The sequence below is a fragment of the Paenibacillus cymbidii genome, from assembly GCF_004764705.1.
GTDB lineage: Bacteria > Bacillota > Bacilli > Paenibacillales > NBRC-103111 > Paenibacillus_AN > Paenibacillus_AN cymbidii.
In genome coordinates this window covers 69348-90226 of sequence record NZ_SHLX01000004.1, presented here as the reverse complement: position 1 = coordinate 90226, position 20879 = coordinate 69348, and the positions used below count along the sequence as shown (strand labels likewise).

The window sequence follows — 20879 nt, the reverse complement described above, 5'->3', positions numbered from 1 at the left end:
GCCATGCACAGGTGGAACCGGTTAAGGTTCTCTCCTTGCGCAAACCAAGGGGGTGTCGTTAACTCCCAATCGAAGAAGCAAATGTCGAAGCTGTTTCAACTCTCCATTCGCGACTTTACGCCATGCCTGCCGCGATATTCCGACGGGCTGACGCCTACCCGCTTCTGGAACACTTTTGTAAAATAGCGCCGCTCCGGAATGCCGACCGTTTTGCCGATCTGGGCGATACTGTTGTCCGGGTTCAGCAGCAGCGACTTGGCCCGCTCCATCCGGCGCGCGGTCACATACTCGACGAAAGTCGCGGCAAAGTGCTGCTTGAACAGCATGCTGAAATAGCTGTAGCTGATGCCAAGCCGCGCGGCCAGCTCTTCGATGCCGAAGTTGTCCTCAAGATGCCGCTCGATGTAATCGCGCGCTTCGCGCATCAGCTGTTCGCCGCTCTTCCGTCCGCTTGCCTCGCGCTGCGCTTCCCTCGCCATGTCGACGTTCCGCTCCGGCATCAAAGGCAAGCTGCGCTTCGGACGTTTATACGCATGGAACACGCGGCTCCCCTTTTTCTCCTCCTGCACCAGCTTCATGCGCCGCGAGCGGATTTCCGCCGCCAGCTCTTCGACCGTCCGCTCTAGCTCCTCGTAATCGATCGGCTTCAACACGTAATCGCGGGCGCCGTGTTTCAAGACGGATCTGGCATACTCGAAGTCCTGGTGGCCGGTAATCATGATGACTTCACTGCGAATGTCCCGCCGCCGCAGCTCCTCCAGCAGCCGAATGCCGTCCATCAGCGGCATGCGAATATCGCTCAGCACAATGTCCGGCCGGTGCCGCTCGGCTTCCTCCAGCGCCTGCTCCCCGTTGCGGGCAAGCGCAACAACGTCGATTTGCAGCCGCTCCCAGGGAAGCACCGTTTGCAAATTGCGCAGCAAATGAATTTCATCGTCGACCAGCATCGCTTTCAGCTTCATGCTCCCGCCTCCATCTCCGCCTGCTGCGGTTGCTTGGGAATCGTGCACTTGATCGTTGTGCCCTGACCGGGGGCGCTGCAGATAAACAAACCGTACGCGTCGCCGTAATGGATGCGGATGCGGTCGGCCACGTTGTTCACGCCCAGCCCGCCTCCTTCGCCGCAATGGACGGCCATCGAAGCCGCTTCTTTGTCGCCGCCCGCCTGCTGCGAATGATAGCGGAACCTAGCCAATCGTTCGGCCGGGATGCCGACGCCGTTGTCGCTCACCGTAATCGCGATGCGTCCGTTCTCCTCCGCAACGGCAATGTTCAGCTTGCCGCGGTAAGCGATGCCGTCGAAGCCGTGCTGGATCGCGTTTTCCACCAGCGGCTGCAACGTCAGCTTCTGCACCGTACAGTCCATCAGCTCGCCCGGCGCATCGATCGTATAATCGAACAAATCCTCGAACCGGTACATCTGGATGTCCAAGTAATTTTTCAAGTGATCGATTTCTTGGCGGAGGCGAATTTCCTCCTGCTGGTGGATGCTGAGCCGCAGCATATTGCCGAGCCTGACCACCATTTGGCTCACCTTGCGCCCTTCGTTCTGCATCGCCAGCGCATTGATCGATTCCAGCGTGTTGTACAGAAAATGCGGTTTGATCTGCGCCTGCAGCAGCATGAACTCCGCCTTGTTCTTGCGGTCCTGCTCCCGCTTCACGTCGCTGAGCAGCTTCTCCACGCGCTCCACCAGCCGATTGAAGCCGTTCGCAAGGAAGCTCGTTTCGTCGCGCCCCCGCACGGGGACTCGCACGAGAAAATCGCCGCGCTCAACGCTGCGCATCGATTGCACGACACGCAGGAGGAGGCGGATGATCCGGTTCACGAACAGCATATTGAACAGCAAGGCGAACACCACACAGCCGAACGTAACGGCAGCCACCCAGCCCATCAGCACATTCGTTTCGCCCGACAAATGTTTCCACGACGCGATCGACACCACGCTCCATCCCTTGACGCCAAGCGCGTCGAGCTCGAGGCGGTAGACGGAAACGAGGCTGCGCACGTTGTCGAACGGCATAACCCGGCTCGTGTACGGCTCCGGACCGGCCGCGAACGGCAGCGGTTTGCCGATCAGCGCTTCGTCGTTGTCGAAGATGACCGTGCCGAGCGGATCGACCAGCAGAAACCGGTGGCGGTTGCCTCCACCTTTGTCGTAGGACCGGAACAACTGGCGCAAATCGTCCATGTGCAGTTGGAGCAGCATCGTCCCTTTGACCGTTAGCGTATTGAAATCCCGCACCATCCGCAGTTGCGTCAACACATCGCCGCCGCCGGAAAGCCGTTTGTTTTCGTAAGGTCCGAGCCACAAGGGGAAGCCGTTCAGCTCGTGCGCCTCGCGGTAAAGCGGGTCCTGCGACAGATCCGAAAAAGCGACGCGCTGCTTGCGGTCAAGATCGACACCGATCATGCCGCCGTCAAGCTGATAGAATGAAACCGATTGCAGAGACGGATACGAGAGCAAAATGCTGCGCAGGTTGCGTTCCGATTCGTACACCTCAAGCATCGAGCTTGCGTTCTGCATGTCGATTACCGGCGTCCGCATCATAAAAATGCTGTAGAACGTATCGGAAAGCGCATTCGCTTCCTTGAACACGGAAGCGACGTTGCTGCCCACCGCACGCAGCGTCAGCTCCGTTTGTTCGCCGTATTTTTTGGCGATGGTGCTCTGCAGCAGCAAGTAGGCCGCCACGCCCAAGGCAAGCAGCGGTAATACGATGAAGCCGAGAAATGCCGCAAACGTCTTGTTGCGCAGCTTCACCGCCAGTCCCCCCAACGTGTCCTCCCGCCCGTACAACGGCCTGTATATGCCGAAACCGGACAGTCGCTTCTATTGTACCATAGCGGCTCCGATCCGCGTTATTTGTCCGATCCGAGCGTAATGCCGCGAATGAAGCTGCGCTGGAACAGCAGGAAAAAGACGATCAGCGGCAATGCCGCAAATGTGCCGCCGGCCATCGCTACGCCGTAATTGACGCTCATCTCGCGATTGACCAGTCCGGAGACGCCAAGCGGCAGCGTCTTCATATTGTCGGAGGTAAGCACGACGAGCTGCCACATGTAATCGTTCCAGATGTACATGAACGAAAAGATCGCCAGCGCGCCGAGCGCCGGCAAAATAAGCGGGACGACGATTTGCGCGAAAATGCGGATTTCCCCGGCGCCGTCCACTTTGGCCGCGTTCAGCAGCTCGTCGGGGATGTAGCTGACGAACTGGCGGATCAGGAAAACGCCGAACGGATAAGCGATCACCGGCAAAATAAGTCCGGCGTACGTATCGAGCAGCCCCAGATCGGATACGAGCAAATAAAGCGGCACCAACGTCACCTGGCGGGGCATCATCATGGTGGCGATAATGACGAAAAATAAAACATGACGGCCGCGAAATCGTTTTTTCGCATAAGCATAGCCGGCGAGCGAGCAGAACAGCAGGATGAAGAAGACGGACACCACGCCGACGAACAGGCTGTTGAACAGCCAGCGCAGCGCCGGCTGTTTGTCGAGCAAGGTGCGGTATTGCGTCAAGTCGAACGTTTGCGGAAACCAGTCGGGCGGCACTTGCCAGAGGGAAACCGCCGGCTTGACCGAACCGGTCACCATCCAGTACAGCGGAAAAACGAACACGACGGACGCCGCAATCAATAAAATGTAGCGCAGCGCAAGGGAAGCTTTCATGCGGATCCTCCTGAATTATGCCTTCGAACGAATCAGCCGCAGCTGCACAAGCGCGATGACCATGATGATGACGAACAACACGACCCCTTGGGCGGACGCAGCCCCGAATTCGGTGGAGGTAAACGCGGTGCGGTAAATCGTGTACACGAGCGTTTCCGTGCTGAAATACGGTCCGCCGCGCGTCAGCAAATGGATGACGACAAAAATCTGGAACGTCGAAATCGTCGTCGTAACGGTCACGAACAGCGTCGTGTTCGCGATCAAGGGCAAGGTGATAGCAAAAAACTTGCGCAGCGGACCGGCGCCGTCAAGCTCCGCCGCTTCGTACAGATCCTTGGAAATGCCGTCCATCGATGCAAGGTACAGGATGATCGGCTGCCCAACCGACCAGGTAACGACGACAATGACGATCGAAAAGAATGCGCCCGACGTCGTGCCCAACCATTGGACAGGCCCAAGATGAAGCAGGCTCCGCAAATAGTTCAAAATCCCGAAGTTGACATTGTACATCCAGGCCCAGATCATCGTAACGACGACCGGCGTCGCCACGACGGGCAAATAAAACACGACGCGGAACAGCGCCTTTGAGGACGGGCGCAAATCTTTCATCATGCCGGCGACGGTAAACGAAAGGGCAACGATGATCGGCACGATAATCAGCGCAAAATAAAACGTATGTTTAAGCGAATTCAAGACAACATCGTCGGCAAACAGCGATCTGAAGTTGTCCAAGCCGATGAACGTTTCCCCCGACATATTCGCCTGGAACAAGCTGAGCCGGAACGTGTTGAACAGCGGGTAAAGGAAGAACAGCGCAATCAACGCCAAATTCGGCAAAATGAACGCGTAGCCCCAAGCGGGCTCGCGCCATCCGCGCAGCACGTTCCTTGCCCGGCCGGCCGCCGCCGCGTCGTTGCGCGTTAGCTTCGCGCTCATCGCCTCACCCCGTCTGCGGCCGCACCGGCGCAAGCAGACGCTTCGATTGAAGCGCCGCCTCGGCCGCCGCCACGGAACGATTAGCCGCCGTCCCGTCGAAAAGCAACGCCTTGTCCGCGTCGACCGGCTTGCCCAGAATCGCATCGCGGAACGCCGCGATTTCCCGTTTCATGACGTTCCGCAGAAACAGCGGCGGCCGGTTCGCAGGATCGCCGTAAATGACGCCGCCGTCCATCCGTGCGTACAACTGCCTGCGGTCTTCATCTTCTTGTCCGCCGTACAACCCGATTGTGACGGGCGGTTCGCCGGCGCGCCGCAGTTCGGCGACCGATTCGCGGAAGTCGAGCTTGATCGCGCCTTCCGTGCCGTTGATTTTCATATAGTGTTCGCCCCAGCGAAAACCGGAGCCGAACTGCAGCGTGCCGAAGCCGCCGCCGGCAAAATGCAGCGTAAGCAGCAGCACATCGTCTTCGTCGCCGAAGCCGGGACCGCGGTGCGCCACGTTGTCCGCCGCCAAATAAACGTTGGAAACCGGGCCCATGACGGCAATCGCCATATCGAGCTCATGGATGTGATGGAACAGATGGCCGCCCGATTCCAGTTGGTTTTTTTTCCAGCTGACTTCTTCCCGCGGCTCTTCCCAGCCCGTCCGCTCGGCATGAAGCGCTACCGGACGCCCGATTGCGCCGTCTGCGATCCAGCGCTTGATCTGTTCGATGCCGCTGACGAAGTGCAAAATATGACCGGCCATGAAGCGAACGCCTGCTTGCCTGCACGCCTCCGTCATTGCGAGGCAATCTTCCGATGAAAGCGCAACCGGCTTTTCGCAAAAGACGTGTTTGCCGTTGCGCGCCGCCTGCAGCACCGGCTCCCGGTGCAGATGGTTCGGACTTGCGACGAGGATCGCGTCGACATCGTCGCGCGCCGCGAGGCTTTCCAGCCGCTCTTCGACATCGCAGCCGATCTCGGCCGCAATTCGGGCCGTGCTTCTGCCGCTGCCGCCTTGAACGGCGACAACACTTGTTCCTTCCAGCTCTTGCAGAATACGGGCAAACTCGCCGCCGAAAAAACCGCAGCCGACGATGCCGAATCGAATCGTGGTTCCGCTCATGAATGTCCCTCCGTTAGTCGAAAACGCCCTGCTCGCAGGGAACAGGGCGCATCCGCTTGCGTCAATTTTTGTTGACCTGCGCGATCATGTTGTTCGCCTTCTGCGTGAAGTCGGCCACCGCCTGCTTCGGCGTTTTGCCGCCGGCGAAGGCGGCCTGCAGCTCGGGGAACCAGAGCGGGCGCACGCCGGCGTACGCTTTCGACTTGTAGCCGAGGCTGGCCATCGGGATGTTCGCGATCTCTTTCATAATGACGCGCAGATCGGCATCGTCCGGTTCGTACGCGGCTTCGTTGTGGGCCGGCAAGTAGCCGCCCGCTTTGGCCATCGCCTTGATGCTGGCCGGCGTCGTCATGAACTGCACGAATTTTTTGACCGCTTCGCGCTTGTCCTTGTCGGTTTGCTTGAACACGGAGATGCCGGCCGCGCCGACGTTCGTCAGCCTAAGCTCCGCTCCCGCCTTGTGCGGCGGTTTGATCCCGTACAGCTCGATGTCGGCTTTGATCGACCCGTCCTTTTTGCCTGCCGCGATCGCGCCGTACATTCCCGTGCCCCACGGCAGCATCGCAAGCTTGCCCTGCTTGAACATTTCCAGCGCGTCGACCGCTTGTGTCGTTGCCGCTCCGGGCGCCGCCGAGCCCTCCTTCATCATGTCGATCATCGTCTGGATCCATTCGGCCGCTTCCGGATATTTGTCCATCACGATTTCGGTTTGTTCGTCGTTCCACATTTTGCCGCCCATATTGTAGAACCGCTGCTGCATCATCTCGTCGCCCTGCTCGTTAAGCGCGTAGAATGCCGTGCCGTACACGCCGCCGCCCGATACTTGCTTCAGCACGTCGCGCATTTGGTCGATCGTCCAGTCGCGACTCGCCGGAATCAGGTTTTCCAGCCCTTTGTTCTTGAAGATCGTTTTGTTCAGGAAAACGATCTCCGGATGATCCCACAGCGGCACGCCGTATATTTTGCCGTTGATCGTTACCGCGTCGATCATGCTTTTGTTGAATTTGGACGGGTCGTAGAAATCGCTGATGTCCTCCACTTTGCCGCTGTTCACATATTTGATCAACCGTTTGCCGAGCGCGTCCAGAATGACGTCGGGCTGGTTGTTGCCGGTTAGCGCAACGGTGATCGCCTGCTCGATTTCGGCCGCCCCGATCAGCTTGTACTTCACTTTGATACCCGGATTTTTTTCCTCGAACGAAGCGATCATCGCTTTTTCGTAATCGCCGTATTCCGTGGACTTGATCCCCTCCACGTTCAACACTTGCGGGCCGCCCCAAAACTCGATCGTAATCTGCTTGTCCGCACCGCTCGGCTTGGCGGACGAGCTCGCTTTCGGCGAACCTGCGGGCGAAGCCGTTCCGGCGCTGTCCTTGCCCGTCCCGCTGCCGCAACCGGCAGCGATTGACGCAACCAGCGTCAAAGCCGTCGCGGCGATCATCATTCTCTTTTTCAAATCGATCCCTCCCGTAAAAATGTCAATTGTCGCATGCAGCATCAGATGTCTCTGGTCGAGGCGCCGTTTGGCCGCTTGGCTTCCTGCTGCAATTCCAGTATAGCGGCGAACGACGGCACGCGGCAGGTTCACAATTCGCCAAGGGAGGGGGAAAATTCGCTGATTGATGGGGGCGCCACTGTTGCCTCAAAAAGTTTTTAATAGCAAGAAAAAGCCCGCGACAGACGCGGGCTTCATTGGTTTGCGCCGGGGCATGCCCGCTGCGCTATGCGTTCAATTTTTGCCCGCACGTCGGGCAGAAGTTGGCGCCTTCGTTTTTGGCGCCGCAGTTCGGGCAGAAGTTCGGCCGGCTCCCCCCGGGCGACGGCGCCCCGGGCGTTTGGTTCGCTCCTGCCGCAGGCTGCTGCTGGCCTTCATTCATCTTTTTCATCATTTCATTGGCGATGTTCATGCCCATCATCATGCCCGCCATGTCAGCCGCGGCGCCGCCGCCCTTGACGTTGCCGGACGCCATGCCGTCCGTCATGGCAATTTGCTGGTACTTCGGCACATTGCCGATCATCTCGTAGGACGCCGTCTTCGTAATTTTATCCTGGATTTCTTGCGGGTAGTTGAAGCTCATCACGTGAAAGCCGGTAATGGTCATGCCGTTGTCCATCACCTGCATATCGAGGTCTTCGCGAATGCCGGTGGCAATGTCGTACGCATTCGCCTGGAGATTGAACATGTCCTTGCCTTCCCGGCTGATCCACTTCATCAGCAGTTGATCCAGTACGGCGGTAATCCGGATTTTGACGTCATCCACCAGGTAGCTGTCCTTGACTCCGGCAATTTTATCGATCAGCGTCACATAATCGTTCACTTTGAAATGAAACGTGCCGTTCGCCCGGATCGGCATGCCGCCCGGCAGCTGGGGAGTCGGGATGAGCACCGGATTTTGCGTTCCCCACTTGACGGTAAATTCCTTCGTGTTGACGAACAGCACTTCCACCCGCATCCCGCTGTTGAAGCCGAATTTGAATCCTTTCAGCGTCGACAGGAACGGAATGATCTCGGAAGCGACATTATACTCTCCTTCCTGCTCGAAGATGCCTTCGATTTTGCCGTTGTGGATAAAAATCGCATCCTGACCGGGACGGATGACCAGCTTGCTGCCTTTTTTGATTTCACGGTTGTGCCACTTCCAGAAAATCATATCGTCGCGAAATTCTTCCCATTCCACGACATTCGCAAATTGATTGCTAAAAAACGCCACCTTGCACCATTCCTTTCGTCTAAAATGATCCTCTGCTGCCGCTGTGCGAATGGCCGCCGCTTGTCGTCCCGCCGCCACCGCCGCCTCTGCCTCCGCCGCCACCGCTGTTTCGCTCGATTTTCTGCTTCGTTACCGTCGTATGCAAAAACCGGTCGCTGTGCTCCAGAACCCCCGAGGTGCCCGCGTCCTCGTACGTTCGCCCGGTTACGGTCACACGGCCGCCGGAACGAAACACCATCAGGCCGACAACGATTCCGCCGACGACCAGCGCCACCGCCAGTTGAAACCAGCCGTTGAACAAAATGTTGTCCGGGTTCACCCCGGGGCGGTACCCCATATAATTGGAGGTGGTGCGAATATACGTCCGGAACGCAAGCTCATAATCGCCGCTCGTTAAAGCCGGGCTGATTTTGGCGCGGATTTTATTTAGCCGGCTATCGTCGAGGTAAGTTTCCGCTTTGTAGAACCCGGCCAAATATATTTCGCGGTTTTTCATATCCACGGTCAGTATAACCGCGTTGCCATGCGGTTTATCGTAACCGGGCGCCTTCTCGTCGTAAAAATCCTCGGTCATCTTCATCACGTCGGCATTGCCTGCGTTTCGGGAAGTAACGATAATAATGTCCGTTTCTCTGCGCGCGCCGTATCGGTTGGCCAACGCGTTCAGTTCTCCGTACGCTTCCGCGCTCAGCAAGCCCGCATCGTCATAAATCAGCTGTTTGTTTTCCGCCGCGGCGGCTTCTCCCGACTTTGCGCCGGTCAGCACGGAGAAGCATACGGCGAAGAGCAGCCATACGGCGACAACCGCACGTTTTCCGCTCACCACAATCCCCCTCCCGACAAAACGGCAAGCAGCTTCATCCCCAGGAAAGAAATGCCGGCAACACCGGCGAACCATGCGCTCACTTTGGCCTTGCTGATCGGCGGCTTGCCGACCACCTTGCCCGTCTGCCCGTTCATCGCAAACGTATACGCCAATCGCTTGTAGTCATAATGCACCACCCATACCGGAAGCAGCACATAATCCGCGGGTTGAAACGGCGTATCGATTTGTTTGCTTGTATTGGTGACAGTCGAATATCCCGACATCGTGGAACGGATATAGGCATCGATAAAGGCGCTGATTTTTTGTTTCGCCCGGGGGAACAGCTCTTCGTCGGTATAGCTGTACTTTTCCGCCAGGAAGCCAGCGAGATAAGGCGTTTTGAAGCTTTTCAGCTGCTCGTAAGGGAACGGCTCCAATTTGTCCATCAGCTCGTCGTTCATTTTGACCGAGGCGTCGATCGGCACGTTGCGATAATCCAGGCGAATCTTGCGGTACACTTCAAAATGCGACGTTTCCGTATATTGGTAGTCGCCCTGCCGGTAGCTTCTCACCTTCGTGCCATGGGCTTGCACCTCGATATGATTGTTCAGATCGTACAGCCAGAAAGGAACGTACATCCCGGTGATGCCTTTGACCCGATCCGCCGTCATGAACCCGTTCGGCGTCAGTCGGCCGTTTCGGCACCATTTGCGAAAGGCGGCCATCGCTTCTTCCTTGCTGATCGCAAACGGGATGACCTTCACCGGCGCCAGCTTTCCGGTCAGCCGATCGCCGAGTACGATCGGGGAGCCGCAGAAGCTGCACACCGTGGCCGTTGTTTCCGCGTCGGTGATTACGATCGCGCCGCAGCTTTTGCAATGGTACTCGACCGCTTCGCCTTCGGCATACGAATTGGGAGCCGCAAGCGGATCGGCATGTTGCTCGATATTGTCCTTTCTTCCGCAGCTTTGGCAGGTCAACATCCCGGTTTCGCTGTCGAACACCATGCTGCTGCCGCAATTCGGACATTTGTAATCAATCACCTGCATCTGCTCACCCCTCTCAGATAACCCCACCAAGATGGGCTTTTGCTTCGAAGCGGATTATGTCGCTTTGTTCATCTTTGCCTTAATTGCCGCCAGTTCGTCTTCCGGATTCGTCGTTGCTTGGCTGCGCTTATCGAGCTGCGCGAACTGCTCGTCGAGATCGTCGTTCGTTCCCGCCCGCAGCTCGGCAATGGCCATCGCCTCGTCATACGCTTGGTTGGCCTTCTCCTCCATCGCTGTCAGCGTCGCATCGATATTGCCGCCTGTGGGCGAACCGGCAGCGTTTACTCGTTGCTGGTTCCGCGCCGCCGCCATTGTTTCCTTCAGCTTTGTCCGCCGCGCCTCCAATTGGCTGATATCGGCTTCGAGTTTGTCCTGCATTTGCTGCATTTTGCCGACGTTCGCGGCAGCATCGTCATGCGCGGCTTGCAGCTTGGCTGATTTCTCCGCGAGCGGCGCTTTACGCTCCAGAAACTTGACGGCTTCCCGATCGTTGCCCGCGGCAACCGCCTTCTCCGCATAACGCTGCAGTTTGTCGATCTCGTCTTGGCATTCCTCCAGCGCCCGTTTCGTTCTTCGCTCCTCCGCCAAGAGCGAGGCCGTTTCCGCTCTGATACTGCCGAGATCTCTGTTTGCGCTGGCAATGAACGCATCGACCGTTTTCTCCGGATCCTCGCTTCTATCGAGCAGAGCGTTCAGATTGCTGGTCATAATATCTCGAAACCTCGATAAAATTCCCATGCTTCCTCCTTGTGCAACCGTCATATTAGCTTCATCATACCGTAAGATCAGCCAACGAACAATGCGCCGGCCGTGCCGCTGCAGGCAACGGTCTGCTCTCCAATGGTCCGGCCTATTGCGGACAAAAATCCGGTGTCAGCAAAAATAAGCCATAAAAAAAAACATGGCTTATTTGAATCCTCGCCACTCCCGCAATCGCCGCGGCGCTTGCCAGCCTCTCGCTGCTTACTCCCCCTGCTCCTTGATCGCCTGTTCAATTCCAAGCAGAATCAGCTTCAAACCAAATTCGAACGCCGCATCGGTGCCCATCAGCTCGTACAGCCCGCTCTTGTACATCTTCCGAAACAGTCCCGCGTCCGATTCGCTCATGGCGTCCAGCAGGCGGACCATCTCTCCGGCCGGATGTGTTTCCTTGCCCTTACGGTCAATGGAAAAATTGCGCCGGTCCTGCTCGTTGTCAAGCACGAAACCAAGCACATAGTTCGTCAGCGTAAAAACGACTTGCAATTTGTGTTCCTGTTCAAGAGGAAGCGATTCCACGCAAAGCAGCATGCGGTTGGTAAACCGCACGCTGTCCGGCTCGACGGGAAGCGTCAGCATCATCAACTGCGTGGAACAGGGATACCGGCCGAGCACATTCCTTACCGTCGAAGCAAATCCCGCCAGTTGTTCCTTCCAGTCCCCTTCGGGATGGAACTCTTCCAGCACGATTTTCGCTACCTGGTTGGACAGGCGTTCGTAAAGCTTCTGCTTGCTCTTGAAGTACCAGTATAAGGAGGGAGCCTGAATGCCGAGCCGTTCGGCCAATCCCCTCAGGCTGAATTTTTCGATGCCCTCTTCCCCCAGAAGCTCCCACGAGGTTTGCAAAATGATATCCTCCGAAATCGAAGGCTGCTGCTTTTTCATCGGGACCCGCCCTTTACCTAACAGTGTAAGTTTGAGCTTTACAGCTTGAATAGGTTCATGATAACATCTAACACTGTAAGGTTCAAACTAACACCGTTAGTTAACATCGCAAAGGAGTGGTTCCCATGAAGCAAACCAACAAGAGGATGGTTTTTATTGCCCTCATCATCGGCATGATTTTTGCGGGGCTGGACGAGACGGTCATTGCGACGGCAATGCCGGCCGTCATCCGCGATCTGCACGACATGACACTGTATGGCTGGGTAGCCGGCATTTACCTGCTGTCGATGACCGCCTGCATGCCCATTATGGGCAAGCTGTCCGACATCTTCGGCCGCAAAAGGCTGTATCTGCTCAGTATCGCTCTCTTTATTTTCGGTTCTATTGTGAGCGGCTTCGCTCCCACAATGGAACTTTTGCTGCTCGGCCGCGGCATCCAAGGGGTCGGCGCAGGCGGCCTGCTGCCGCTGGCCATGGTCATTTTCGGCGAAACGTTTCCATTGAAACAGCGCATCAAGCTGCAAGGGCTGTTTGGCATCATGATGATTTTGCCTCCGCTGGCCGGCCCGATGATCGGCGGCTATGTAACGGATCGTATCAGTTGGCATGGGGTGTTCCTGATTAATCTTCCCGTGAGCTTGCTGGCCGCTCTCCTGATGTCCCTGGGACTGCAGGAGCAGAAACGGCGGGAATCGCGTTCCGTCGATTACGCCGGAGCGCTGACGTTGGTGGGATCTATCCTGGCTCTGCTGCTGGCCCCCGTACTGATCGAGAACAAAAACCTGGCCTGGACGTCCCCGCCGATCGTGACACTGCTCGGGGCTTCCGCCATCCTGCTGGTACTGTTCCTCTTCGTCGAGCGCCGGGCCGCGGAGCCGATCATTCCCTTGCGGCTGCTGCGAAACCGCAACATTGTCGTCATGGCTCTGCTGATGTTTACGGTGATGTGCGGCTTGCTTGGGGCGACGTCTTCATTCCCATATTATGCCCAGACCGCCATGGGATTTTCGGCAACGGGATCCGGCTATTTTACGCTGATGCTGATGGCAGGCGCCCTGCCGTTCAGACTGGCGTGCGGCTTCCTGATTTCCCGTTTTCCCTATCGTATGCTGTTTATCGTTTCGTTCCTGTTTCCGGTTGCGGGACTGCTGATGGCTCTCCGGATTCATCCCGACCAAAGCTTCCTTTATCCCGCCATCTGCTTCTTCGTCATGGGCATCGGCACAGGAACGCTGATGGCCGGGGAAGCGCTGCTCATACAGGAATCCGCGGCGGAAGCGGACCGTGGCGTGACACAATCCGCCGTCCAACTGTTTCAATCGATGGGCGCCAGCATCGGCATGAGCGCCTTCGGCAGTTTGCTCGCCGGACGGCTGACAAGCGGCATCGCCTTCACTCGGAACAATCCGAATTTGTCGGATTTGGCGCCCGATGCAAGGGAGCAGGCAGCGCATGTCCTTACGAGCGCCTTCCATCAGCAGTTCGGGTCAGCGCTTGTTTTTGCCGTCGCCGCGGTCGTCATCTGCTTCTTTTTTGGCAAAGGCATGCTTGTGTCAAAAACTCCTGTCCCTGCCCCCGCAACCGTCTCCCAGCGTGAGGCCAACCCAACCTAATTCAAAAACGCCGCGTAACGAAGCATCCGAACCAGCATCGTGCCGGCTTCGGCGCGTGTGGCAAAGGCGGTTGGAGCAAATGTCGCATCGGGAAGCCCGTCGACGATACCCGCCCGGACTGCCAGCGCCGCTGAATCAATCGCCCAGTCGTGGATCGCCGTCCGATCGACAAACCGGTCAAGCGGCTGCAGCTGTGTCTGTGTCGCGGAATCGTCCGCCGCAGGCACCTTGCCCGCGAACTTCAAAGTCGCCGCCAGCATAACCGTCATCTGCTCTCGCGTGATCCGCTCTTCCGGGCGGAACGTGCCGTCGCCGAAGCCGGTCACCAATCCGGATTGCACCGCCGCCTGCACGACGCCGGCATACCACGCATCCGCCTCGACGTCGCGGAACGGCACTGACGATGCAGCAGCCGCTTCGCCCAGGCCAAGCGATCGAACCAGCAGCGCCGCAAATTCGGCGCGCGTCACACTCGCCTCCGGCGCAAACGCTTCAGCCGAGACGCCGTTCACAATCAGCTTCGAAGCGAGCAACTCGATCGTTTCCATCGCCCAATGTCCCTGCAAATCGGCGAATGTTTTTGCCGTCCGGATGACGGTGTAGACGCTGTTGTGCGGCGACTGCATGGCGACTTCGGTGACGCCGTCGACGGTATGGAACGTGGACGGCACGAAATGAAATGCATCCGCAACCGGATCGTACCAGACCGCAGTCGACTCGGACGGATCGGCCCCGCCGGCAATGAAAACCGTACGTTTTACGTAGGTGCCGCCAAAATCCGCCCGCTCCTGTTCGCCGACGGCTACCTCGAACGCGATCGGCTTATTTAACAACGACAACCCGCTCGACTTCGCGGCCCGTTCGATTTTTTCCTGAAGCGTGCCGTCGATTCGACTGATGGCGATCGTTATCGTTTCCGCGGACGAGTCCGCCGCGGCAAGTTCACGCAACAAGCGCAGCGGCATTGCGTAGGTAGCGGAAGCGGTCTTGACGATTAGCGTGCCCGGCGCATCCGCAACCGCCGCGTGCCGGATCGCCGCAATCGGCAAATGCACGATGAAGTCGTCGGCTTCGCCGTCCACCGCGACCGTTGCCGTTTGAGCGTCGGCCCGTTTGCCGGTTAACGCCTGCAGCAAAACAACGAGCTCCTCTCCATCCACATCAATCGTCGCAACCGTTGTGCCGCCCGCCGAAAGGTGTACGTCTGCTTTTACCAGCAGGGTGGCTCCCGTCGTTTCGTTCCCCGGGTCTGCCGATGCATATGTGTTCGGAGCGGTCGGCGTACCCGGTGAACCGGTCGGCGCGGCAGGCGTACCCGGAGGTGCAGTTGGCGTGTTTGACGGCCCGGTCGGGTCGGTCGGCACATAACGTGCCGCAACCGCCTGAGTCACCGTGAAGGCAACAGGCGTCATGTGGTCCGCCGTGACGGTCACCGTTGCCGTGTACGTTCCGGCCGCGAGCCCGTTTTTCGCTTTTACCGTAAAGCTTGTCGTCGGCGTTCCGCCGGTCAGGGTCGTCACCGCAGGCGCCGTGACTTCAAAAGCGTTCCCGCTTGCAGAGACGGTCAAATGGGCCAAATCGCCCGTTCCGCTGCGGACCAGCGGGATCGTGATCTCCTGCTGCGTTCCCGCCGCGTACCCTTCCGTCAACGGGTCCAACGTCCGGTTGCCTGGCTGCTCCAATCGATAGGACGGCCTGATCTCGGCGCTCGTCAGAGCGAGCTGGGCGACCTTCATGATCTTGTCGCGGTTGTCCGCTTCATACACCACAACATACTTATTCGTTGCCGCATCCACGCCGCCGATCGGCGATTCGGGAACGTACGGATTCGTGACGCCCGCAGCAGGCACGGCATCGCCAATGGCAGGGGCGGACGCCAGGGGGACGGTAGAAACTTGAACGACCAGATGATTGCCGAAATCCGGCGACGCTGTCACTTTTGTCGTCAAGTCCGTTTCTCCGGGCGACGCCGTTGCCGACAACACGGGAGCCAGGTAGCGCAAATACGGATACCCGTCATTGATCGCCGGATCGATCCCCCATGTTTCGTCAAAATCCCAGTTCGCATACGTTCCGCTTGTTTTCATCGCTGCTGTCGCAACGGGCCGGGCAAAAACGTCGTCATAAGGAATACGATCGTGGTCGTAATAATTGCTGCTTGGCATCGCGCCAACGTACATGCCGGAATAACCGCCGATCGGTGCCGCTCCGTTCGCCTCTCCCGCCGCATAATTGCGAACGACCGAAGTCCCCGCGTTGTAGCCGGCGAACGCGCCGCTCCTTGCCGTATTTACGGTAACGCTCGACCTCGTATAGCTGTCGGCAATCGTGCCGGTATTGATCGAGCCGACAAGGCCGCCGACCGTCCAATCCGATGTCACGTTCCCGGACGAGTAGCTGGTCGTGATGGCAGCGCCGCGATTCGAACCGACCAATCCGCCGACCTCGTTCGCTCCTTGCACCGCTCCGGTCGCACGGCTGTTGCGGATCTTCGCGGCCGCGCCGTCGATTTGGCCGACCAGGCCGCCGATGTAGAATGAACTGGCGATCCCCGTCACATTCCCCGCGCTGCCGCTGTCGCTGACCGTCGATACGTCGGAAACCGTTCCGACCAAACCGCCCACACGATAAAAGCCGGTCACATCAGCCGTGCTGAAGCTGTTTCCGACCGTTCCGGGAAACACATGGCCGACCAAACCGCCGACATCGTTGTTTCCCGTAATCGTTCCCGATGAACGGCTGTTGCGGATCGTGCCGTATTTGGCGAATCCCGCCAAGCCGCCGACAACATCATGACCAACGATCGTTGCGGCGTCCAGGGTCACATTGACGAGCTGCCCGCTCACGTATCCGAACAAGCCGACATTATCCTCGGCCGGCCGATCGATGGTCAGCCCCGTAATCCGATACGTGCCGCCATCGAAGCTGCCGCTGAACGCATGGGCGGGATCGGCGCTCCCGATCGGCACCCAGCCGGAACCGCCGGCATAGCCGCCTAGATCGATATCCGCAACCAGCTTGTAGGAGCCGTTCAAATAGTTCCGCACCGCATTCATCTGCGTGGCATTCGCAATCAAATAAGGATTTTCTTCGATGCCTATGCCGCCTGCAAACGTCCCGTCCGGCGCCCCGGGTCCGGCCCATCTGACGGGCGTGGCGCCCCTTTCATTGGAAGCGGCGCTTTCTACCTGACCAATCAACGCTTTGACGGTAAAATAATAGCTCCGGCTATTCGTCAATCCGGTAACGGTGTAGCTTAACGTAGCGGCGCTCACCGTATCGACCTCCGTTCCGGCCGTTCCGGCTGCCGAGCTTTGGTAAATCCGGTATCCGGTCGCTTCGCCGACCGCTTGCCAATTCAGCGTTACCTGCGTATCTCCGGCGTCAGGGGCCAACAACGCCGGCACGCCGATCGGCTGCATGACGGCGTTCGACGCCGTCGAAGCCGGGCCCTCTCCCTTGCTGTTGGTTGCAGTAACCGTAAACGTGTACGTAGTGCCGTTCGTCAGCCCTGTCACAACAATCGGGCTTGTTGTCCCGCTAACGCTCCTTCCCCCGGGGGAGGACGTGGCGGTGTAGCGGGTTATCGCGTCGCCCCCGTTGCTCGCCGGCGCGGAAAAGGCGACGCTGGCCAACCCGTCTCCCGCCGTTGCCGTTATTTTCGTCGGCGCCCCCGGCACTGTTTTTGGCGTTGCGCCGACTTCATTGGAATCGGCCCCTTCCACCCCGCCGACGACTGCCCGGACGATGAACAAATAGCTCGTTCCATTCGTCAAACCGGTCACTGTATGCCGATACGTACTGCCGGTCACCGTTACTTCCTCCTGGTCGTAGACGCCGGAGGCGGTTCGTTTGAACACCCGATAGCCGGTCGCATGGTCGATCGCGCTCCATTCGAGCGCGACCTGCTCGCTGCCGACTTCGGACACCTGCAGCAAAGCGGCTCCGGGTACGTTAACGATTTGGGTCACCGTAAACGTCCGATCGGTCATATGCGCGGCCGACACCGTGACGGTTGCCGTATGCGTGCCAACCCCAAGCCCGTCCAGCGGCGCCACCGTGAAGCTTGTCGTCGGCGTGCCGGCGTCCAGCGTCGTGGCTGCCGGCTGCGTAACGGCAAATTCATTTCCGCTCACGGCAACGGAAAGCTGGGTCAAATCGGCAGTGCCGCTGCGCGTTAATGTGATGGCGCGGGACTCTTGCGCGCCCGAGCCGTAACCGACTGTCAACGCGTCCAATGTCTGATCGCGAAGCTCGTCAACGGCATAGGTCAAAATATCGCCGGCAGTGAGCGTTAGTTGTTTGAATGCGGCGATTTTGCCGTCCGGGTTTGCCTCGTAAACATTCACGTACTTGTTCGTCACGGCGTCGACGCCGCCGATGTCCGAGCCGGGCACATAGGGATCGATTGCGCCCGGGACGGGTACGGCATCGCCGAGCCCGGGCGCCGCTTGCAAGCCGGAAACGACCTGAACGACAAGATGATTTCCCGGGGATACCGCCGCCGTCACCGCCGTCGTTTCCGCTCCTTGCCCGAGCGCCGCCGTCGCCGGCGAAACGCCTGCAGGCAAATACGGATACCCGCCGTGAACGCCGCTATTCATCGCCCATGCGCCGGCCGTAAACCAATCCGCAAACGTGCCGGCCGTCTTCATTTGTTCGGTTGATTTGGCATACGGGCTCGCAGCGATAATGCCTGCCGTTTCTTTATCGTAATAACTGGACACAATCTGATCGGTTACGGAAGCGCCGACAAGGCCGCCAACATCTGTCTGGCCTTCCACGACGCCAAGCGCGTAGCTGTTGCCGATCGTTGCACTGTGGTTGTATCCGACCAACCCGCCGACGCGCGATGTCCCTTTCACCTGCCCGACCGCATAGCTGTTGCTGATGACCGCCATAGCGGCGGAGGAAGCCGAATTTTCATTAATGCCGACCAACCCGCCAACGGAGATGTTCCCTTCCACATTGCCGGCGGCGTAACTGCCGCTGATCGTTGCGATGGCGCCGGAATTGACTACCGCGCTGTTAAAACCGACCAAACCGCCGGTAGCGGTACCGCCCGTTTTGACATTTCCAAGCGCGTAGCTGTTGCTGATCGTCCCTTGGCCGAATACGGCGGCAAGCCCGCCGGCAACGGAATTGGTTGCAGTCACATTGGTCGAGGAGTAACTGTAGTCGATCGAATTGCGCAAGCTGTCGCCGACCAAGCCGCCAATCCAACCTGCGCCCGCTACGCTCCCGCCCGACGAACCGCTGTTGCTGACGGCGGATTGCCGCCCCTCGTAGATGCCCCAGATTCGCCCGGCAAGCGGACCGACATAATTGCGCCCAACTACCGCCGGATTAACGATGCGCACATTTTTGATGCTGCCGCCGTTTACGGCGCCGAATAAACCCACATAATCCGCCGCAGGCCGGTTGATTGTCAAATGCGTGATCGCGTGCCCGTCGCCGTCCAAGGTTCCCGTGAACATCTGGTTTGCCGCAAGAACTCCGATCGGTGCCCACCCGGCGCCGCTCTCGTAGTCGCCGAGACTGATGTCCCCGGTCAGCTTGAACGACTTGGTCAAATAATTGCGGACGGCATCCAACTGCGCCGGGGTCGAAATCAAAAAGGGATCGCCGGGTATTCCCGTGCCTCCGTCAAATCCTTCGGGTGTGAGCGCATAGACCGGACGAACCGGTTGAACGACGGCCGCAAACAACAATACGAACACCAGCACGCACAAAAGTCTTTTCCGCGGCTTCAAGAGGGCTCGATACTTCATCCTGATCTCCTTTCCAAACGGTTTGAGCCCATCTTATCTGCCCCTGGTAAAACAGCGGTAAAATGACGGCAAAAATTTTGCCGGCCTCATCCGCATGCCAAAAAACCACGAGCGAGATCATCGCTTCGTGGTTGCGAATTGGCAAGCAATAAGACATCGATTGCCTGAATTATACGGCCGGTTCCCGGTCTTGTAGCGCGGTGCCGAGTCGAACGAGGTTTTCCGTCAGCCGCTTGCCCACATCGCTGCGGAACGGAAACTGACCGATCATGAACGGGACGAACCAGGCGGGATATGAATATGCGCCGTCGTTCAATTCGTATTTGTCAGCCGTCGGCACATAACCGATCGCATCGTTCGCCATTCCGACGATGAATGTCCGGAACGGTCGCAGCCGGGCTTCGATTTCGCGATGAAAGGCGTAAAAAATTTCGGACGGATGGGTAACAAAAAGCAGATTGCCGAAGCGGATCGCCTGGATTTCCGTTTCCAGCTCGTCTTTGGCGCCTTGCGCAAAAAGCTCCTCTACCCGTTCGAGCACGTTTTTCTCGAAGTGCAGGCGCCGACGCACCGGCTCGGGCAGCGAATCGTCATATTTCTGCATATACCCGATCATTTGCAGGTGGCGTACAATCAGCGAACGATCCGGCACCGCCAGCTGCAGCCGAATATCCTCGCGTTGTACGGCAATGACATCCAGTCGGGTCGGCTGCGCCGCTGCCAGAGCGGCTTCGATATACGTCGTGAACCTATCGGACAATACCCGGATATTTTGCAGCGATTTCTCCTGATCGTCGTGGCAGAACACCGGATTCTGGTCGCCGAGCGCGCCTTGCAGGAACAAGCCGGTTGCGCCGGTGCGCGCGCTGAGCGCATTGATCGCCATGCCGACAAAATCGCCGGAAATCAGCGAAGTTCGTTCGCACATCACAACCGGATGGCAGGAGTAATGGACGATAAAGCCGGCCATACGGCCGTTTTGCAGCAGCTTCACCGCCTTGAGCGTGCGATCGGTTTCACCGCCGGGCCGATCTTTCGTATGGGTTTCGCGGTTGTAGGAGATGCCTTCGACCGCAACTTCCCCGTACGCCAGCTCCGTTGCCGCCATGGAACCGGCCGCGATGCGCGCAGACTCGGCGATGCGTTCCGGCAGCGTGCGCAAGTACGCTTCATCCGCTTCGCCCCAGCCGATCAGCTCCATCGTTGCGGGGCCGGAATGGGTATGCGTGCAGCAAACGAGAATATGGTCGTACGGGATGCCGCACGACTGCGCGATAATTTCGCGCGTGCGCTGCGACAGCTCCCGGCCGATGCCGATCAAATCGCAGGAGACGATCGCGCCGCGCTCCGCGCCGGCTTCCCAGACGATCGCGTTCGCGTACAGCGGCTCCAGCACGCCGGTCGAAGCGCGGCCGATATACCAGCCGAAGCCGCTCAGCTCCACGCCGACGTCAGGCGATATATCCGCCCGGCCGAACCCGGCCGACAACGTATTAACCATGCAGCAATCCCTCCAGATGCAATTCGTGTCCATTTTGTTCGTACCCAAACGCATAATTTC

The 20879-nt window shown here is 58.5% G+C and carries 14 protein-coding genes; 1 reads left to right on the top strand and 13 read right to left on the bottom strand.

The genetic code is table 11. The features are described 5' to 3' along the window. Positions 1-95: 95 nt before the first annotated feature. From EXY20_RS07425 to EXY20_RS07375, 11 genes are all read right to left on the bottom strand, one after another. Positions 96-962 carry a response regulator transcription factor gene (locus tag EXY20_RS07425; RefSeq protein ID WP_135549274.1) on the bottom strand — a complete coding sequence of 289 codons (867 nt, stop codon included), beginning with the start codon at positions 960-962 and terminating at the stop codon, positions 96-98. Then, positions 959-2779, bottom strand: coding sequence for a cache domain-containing sensor histidine kinase (locus EXY20_RS07420; RefSeq protein ID WP_135549272.1), 1821 nt, complete (start codon positions 2777-2779; stop codon positions 959-961). Before EXY20_RS07420 ends, EXY20_RS07425 begins: the two co-directional genes overlap by 4 nt. A gap of 83 nt (positions 2780-2862) precedes the next feature. Next, positions 2863-3678, bottom strand: a complete 816-nt coding sequence (locus EXY20_RS07415; protein ID WP_135549270.1) for a carbohydrate ABC transporter permease — start codon at positions 3676-3678, stop codon at positions 2863-2865. A gap of 15 nt (positions 3679-3693) precedes the next feature. Continuing rightward, positions 3694-4614, bottom strand: coding sequence for a carbohydrate ABC transporter permease (locus EXY20_RS07410; RefSeq protein ID WP_167859051.1), 921 nt, complete (start codon positions 4612-4614; stop codon positions 3694-3696). A 4-nt stretch (positions 4615-4618) separates the two neighbouring features. After that, positions 4619-5725, bottom strand: a complete 1107-nt coding sequence (locus EXY20_RS07405; protein ID WP_135549266.1) for a Gfo/Idh/MocA family protein — start codon at positions 5723-5725, stop codon at positions 4619-4621. A gap of 61 nt (positions 5726-5786) precedes the next feature. Next, positions 5787-7181: an ABC transporter substrate-binding protein gene (locus EXY20_RS07400; RefSeq protein WP_167859050.1), complete on the bottom strand. Its 1395-nt coding sequence runs from the start codon at positions 7179-7181 to the stop codon at positions 5787-5789. A 265-nt stretch (positions 7182-7446) separates the two neighbouring features. Further along, a complete protein-coding gene (locus EXY20_RS07395) occupies positions 7447-8436 on the bottom strand; it encodes an SPFH domain-containing protein (protein WP_135549261.1) in 990 nt (329 codons plus the stop codon). Positions 8437-8455: 19 nt separating this feature from the next. Next, positions 8456-9259, bottom strand: coding sequence for a TPM domain-containing protein (locus tag EXY20_RS07390; RefSeq protein ID WP_207671230.1), 804 nt, complete (start codon positions 9257-9259; stop codon positions 8456-8458). Then, positions 9256-10290, bottom strand: coding sequence for a TFIIB-type zinc ribbon-containing protein (locus EXY20_RS07385; protein WP_135549257.1), 1035 nt, complete (start codon positions 10288-10290; stop codon positions 9256-9258). The genes EXY20_RS07390 and EXY20_RS07385 overlap by 4 nt, the downstream gene beginning before the upstream one ends. Positions 10291-10344: 54 nt before the next feature. Next, the gene (locus tag EXY20_RS07380) at positions 10345-11028 is read right to left on the bottom strand and encodes a PspA/IM30 family protein (RefSeq protein WP_135549255.1); all 684 of its coding nucleotides are present in this window, start codon (positions 11026-11028) and stop codon (positions 10345-10347) included. Between the two features lie 225 nt (positions 11029-11253). After that, positions 11254-11934, bottom strand: coding sequence for a TetR/AcrR family transcriptional regulator (locus EXY20_RS07375; RefSeq protein ID WP_135549253.1), 681 nt, complete (start codon positions 11932-11934; stop codon positions 11254-11256). Positions 11935-12059: 125 nt separating this feature from the next. On the opposite strand from EXY20_RS07375, the gene EXY20_RS07370 reads away from it, so the two are divergent. Continuing rightward, positions 12060-13547, top strand: a complete 1488-nt coding sequence (locus EXY20_RS07370; RefSeq protein WP_135549251.1) for an MFS transporter — start codon at positions 12060-12062, stop codon at positions 13545-13547. Here the strand turns inward: EXY20_RS07370 and EXY20_RS07365 are convergent. Together EXY20_RS07365 and EXY20_RS07360 are read right to left on the bottom strand one after the other, a co-directional pair. Next, positions 13544-19318 (bottom strand): S-layer homology domain-containing protein, encoded by a 5775-nt coding sequence (locus EXY20_RS07365; protein WP_135549248.1) that lies wholly within the window; start codon positions 19316-19318, stop codon positions 13544-13546. The genes EXY20_RS07370 and EXY20_RS07365 overlap by 4 nt on opposite strands. 169 nt (positions 19319-19487) lie before the next feature. Next, positions 19488-20819 (bottom strand): neutral/alkaline non-lysosomal ceramidase N-terminal domain-containing protein, encoded by a 1332-nt coding sequence (locus tag EXY20_RS07360; RefSeq protein ID WP_167859049.1) that lies wholly within the window; start codon positions 20817-20819, stop codon positions 19488-19490. Between the last annotated feature and the right edge of the window lie 60 nt (positions 20820-20879).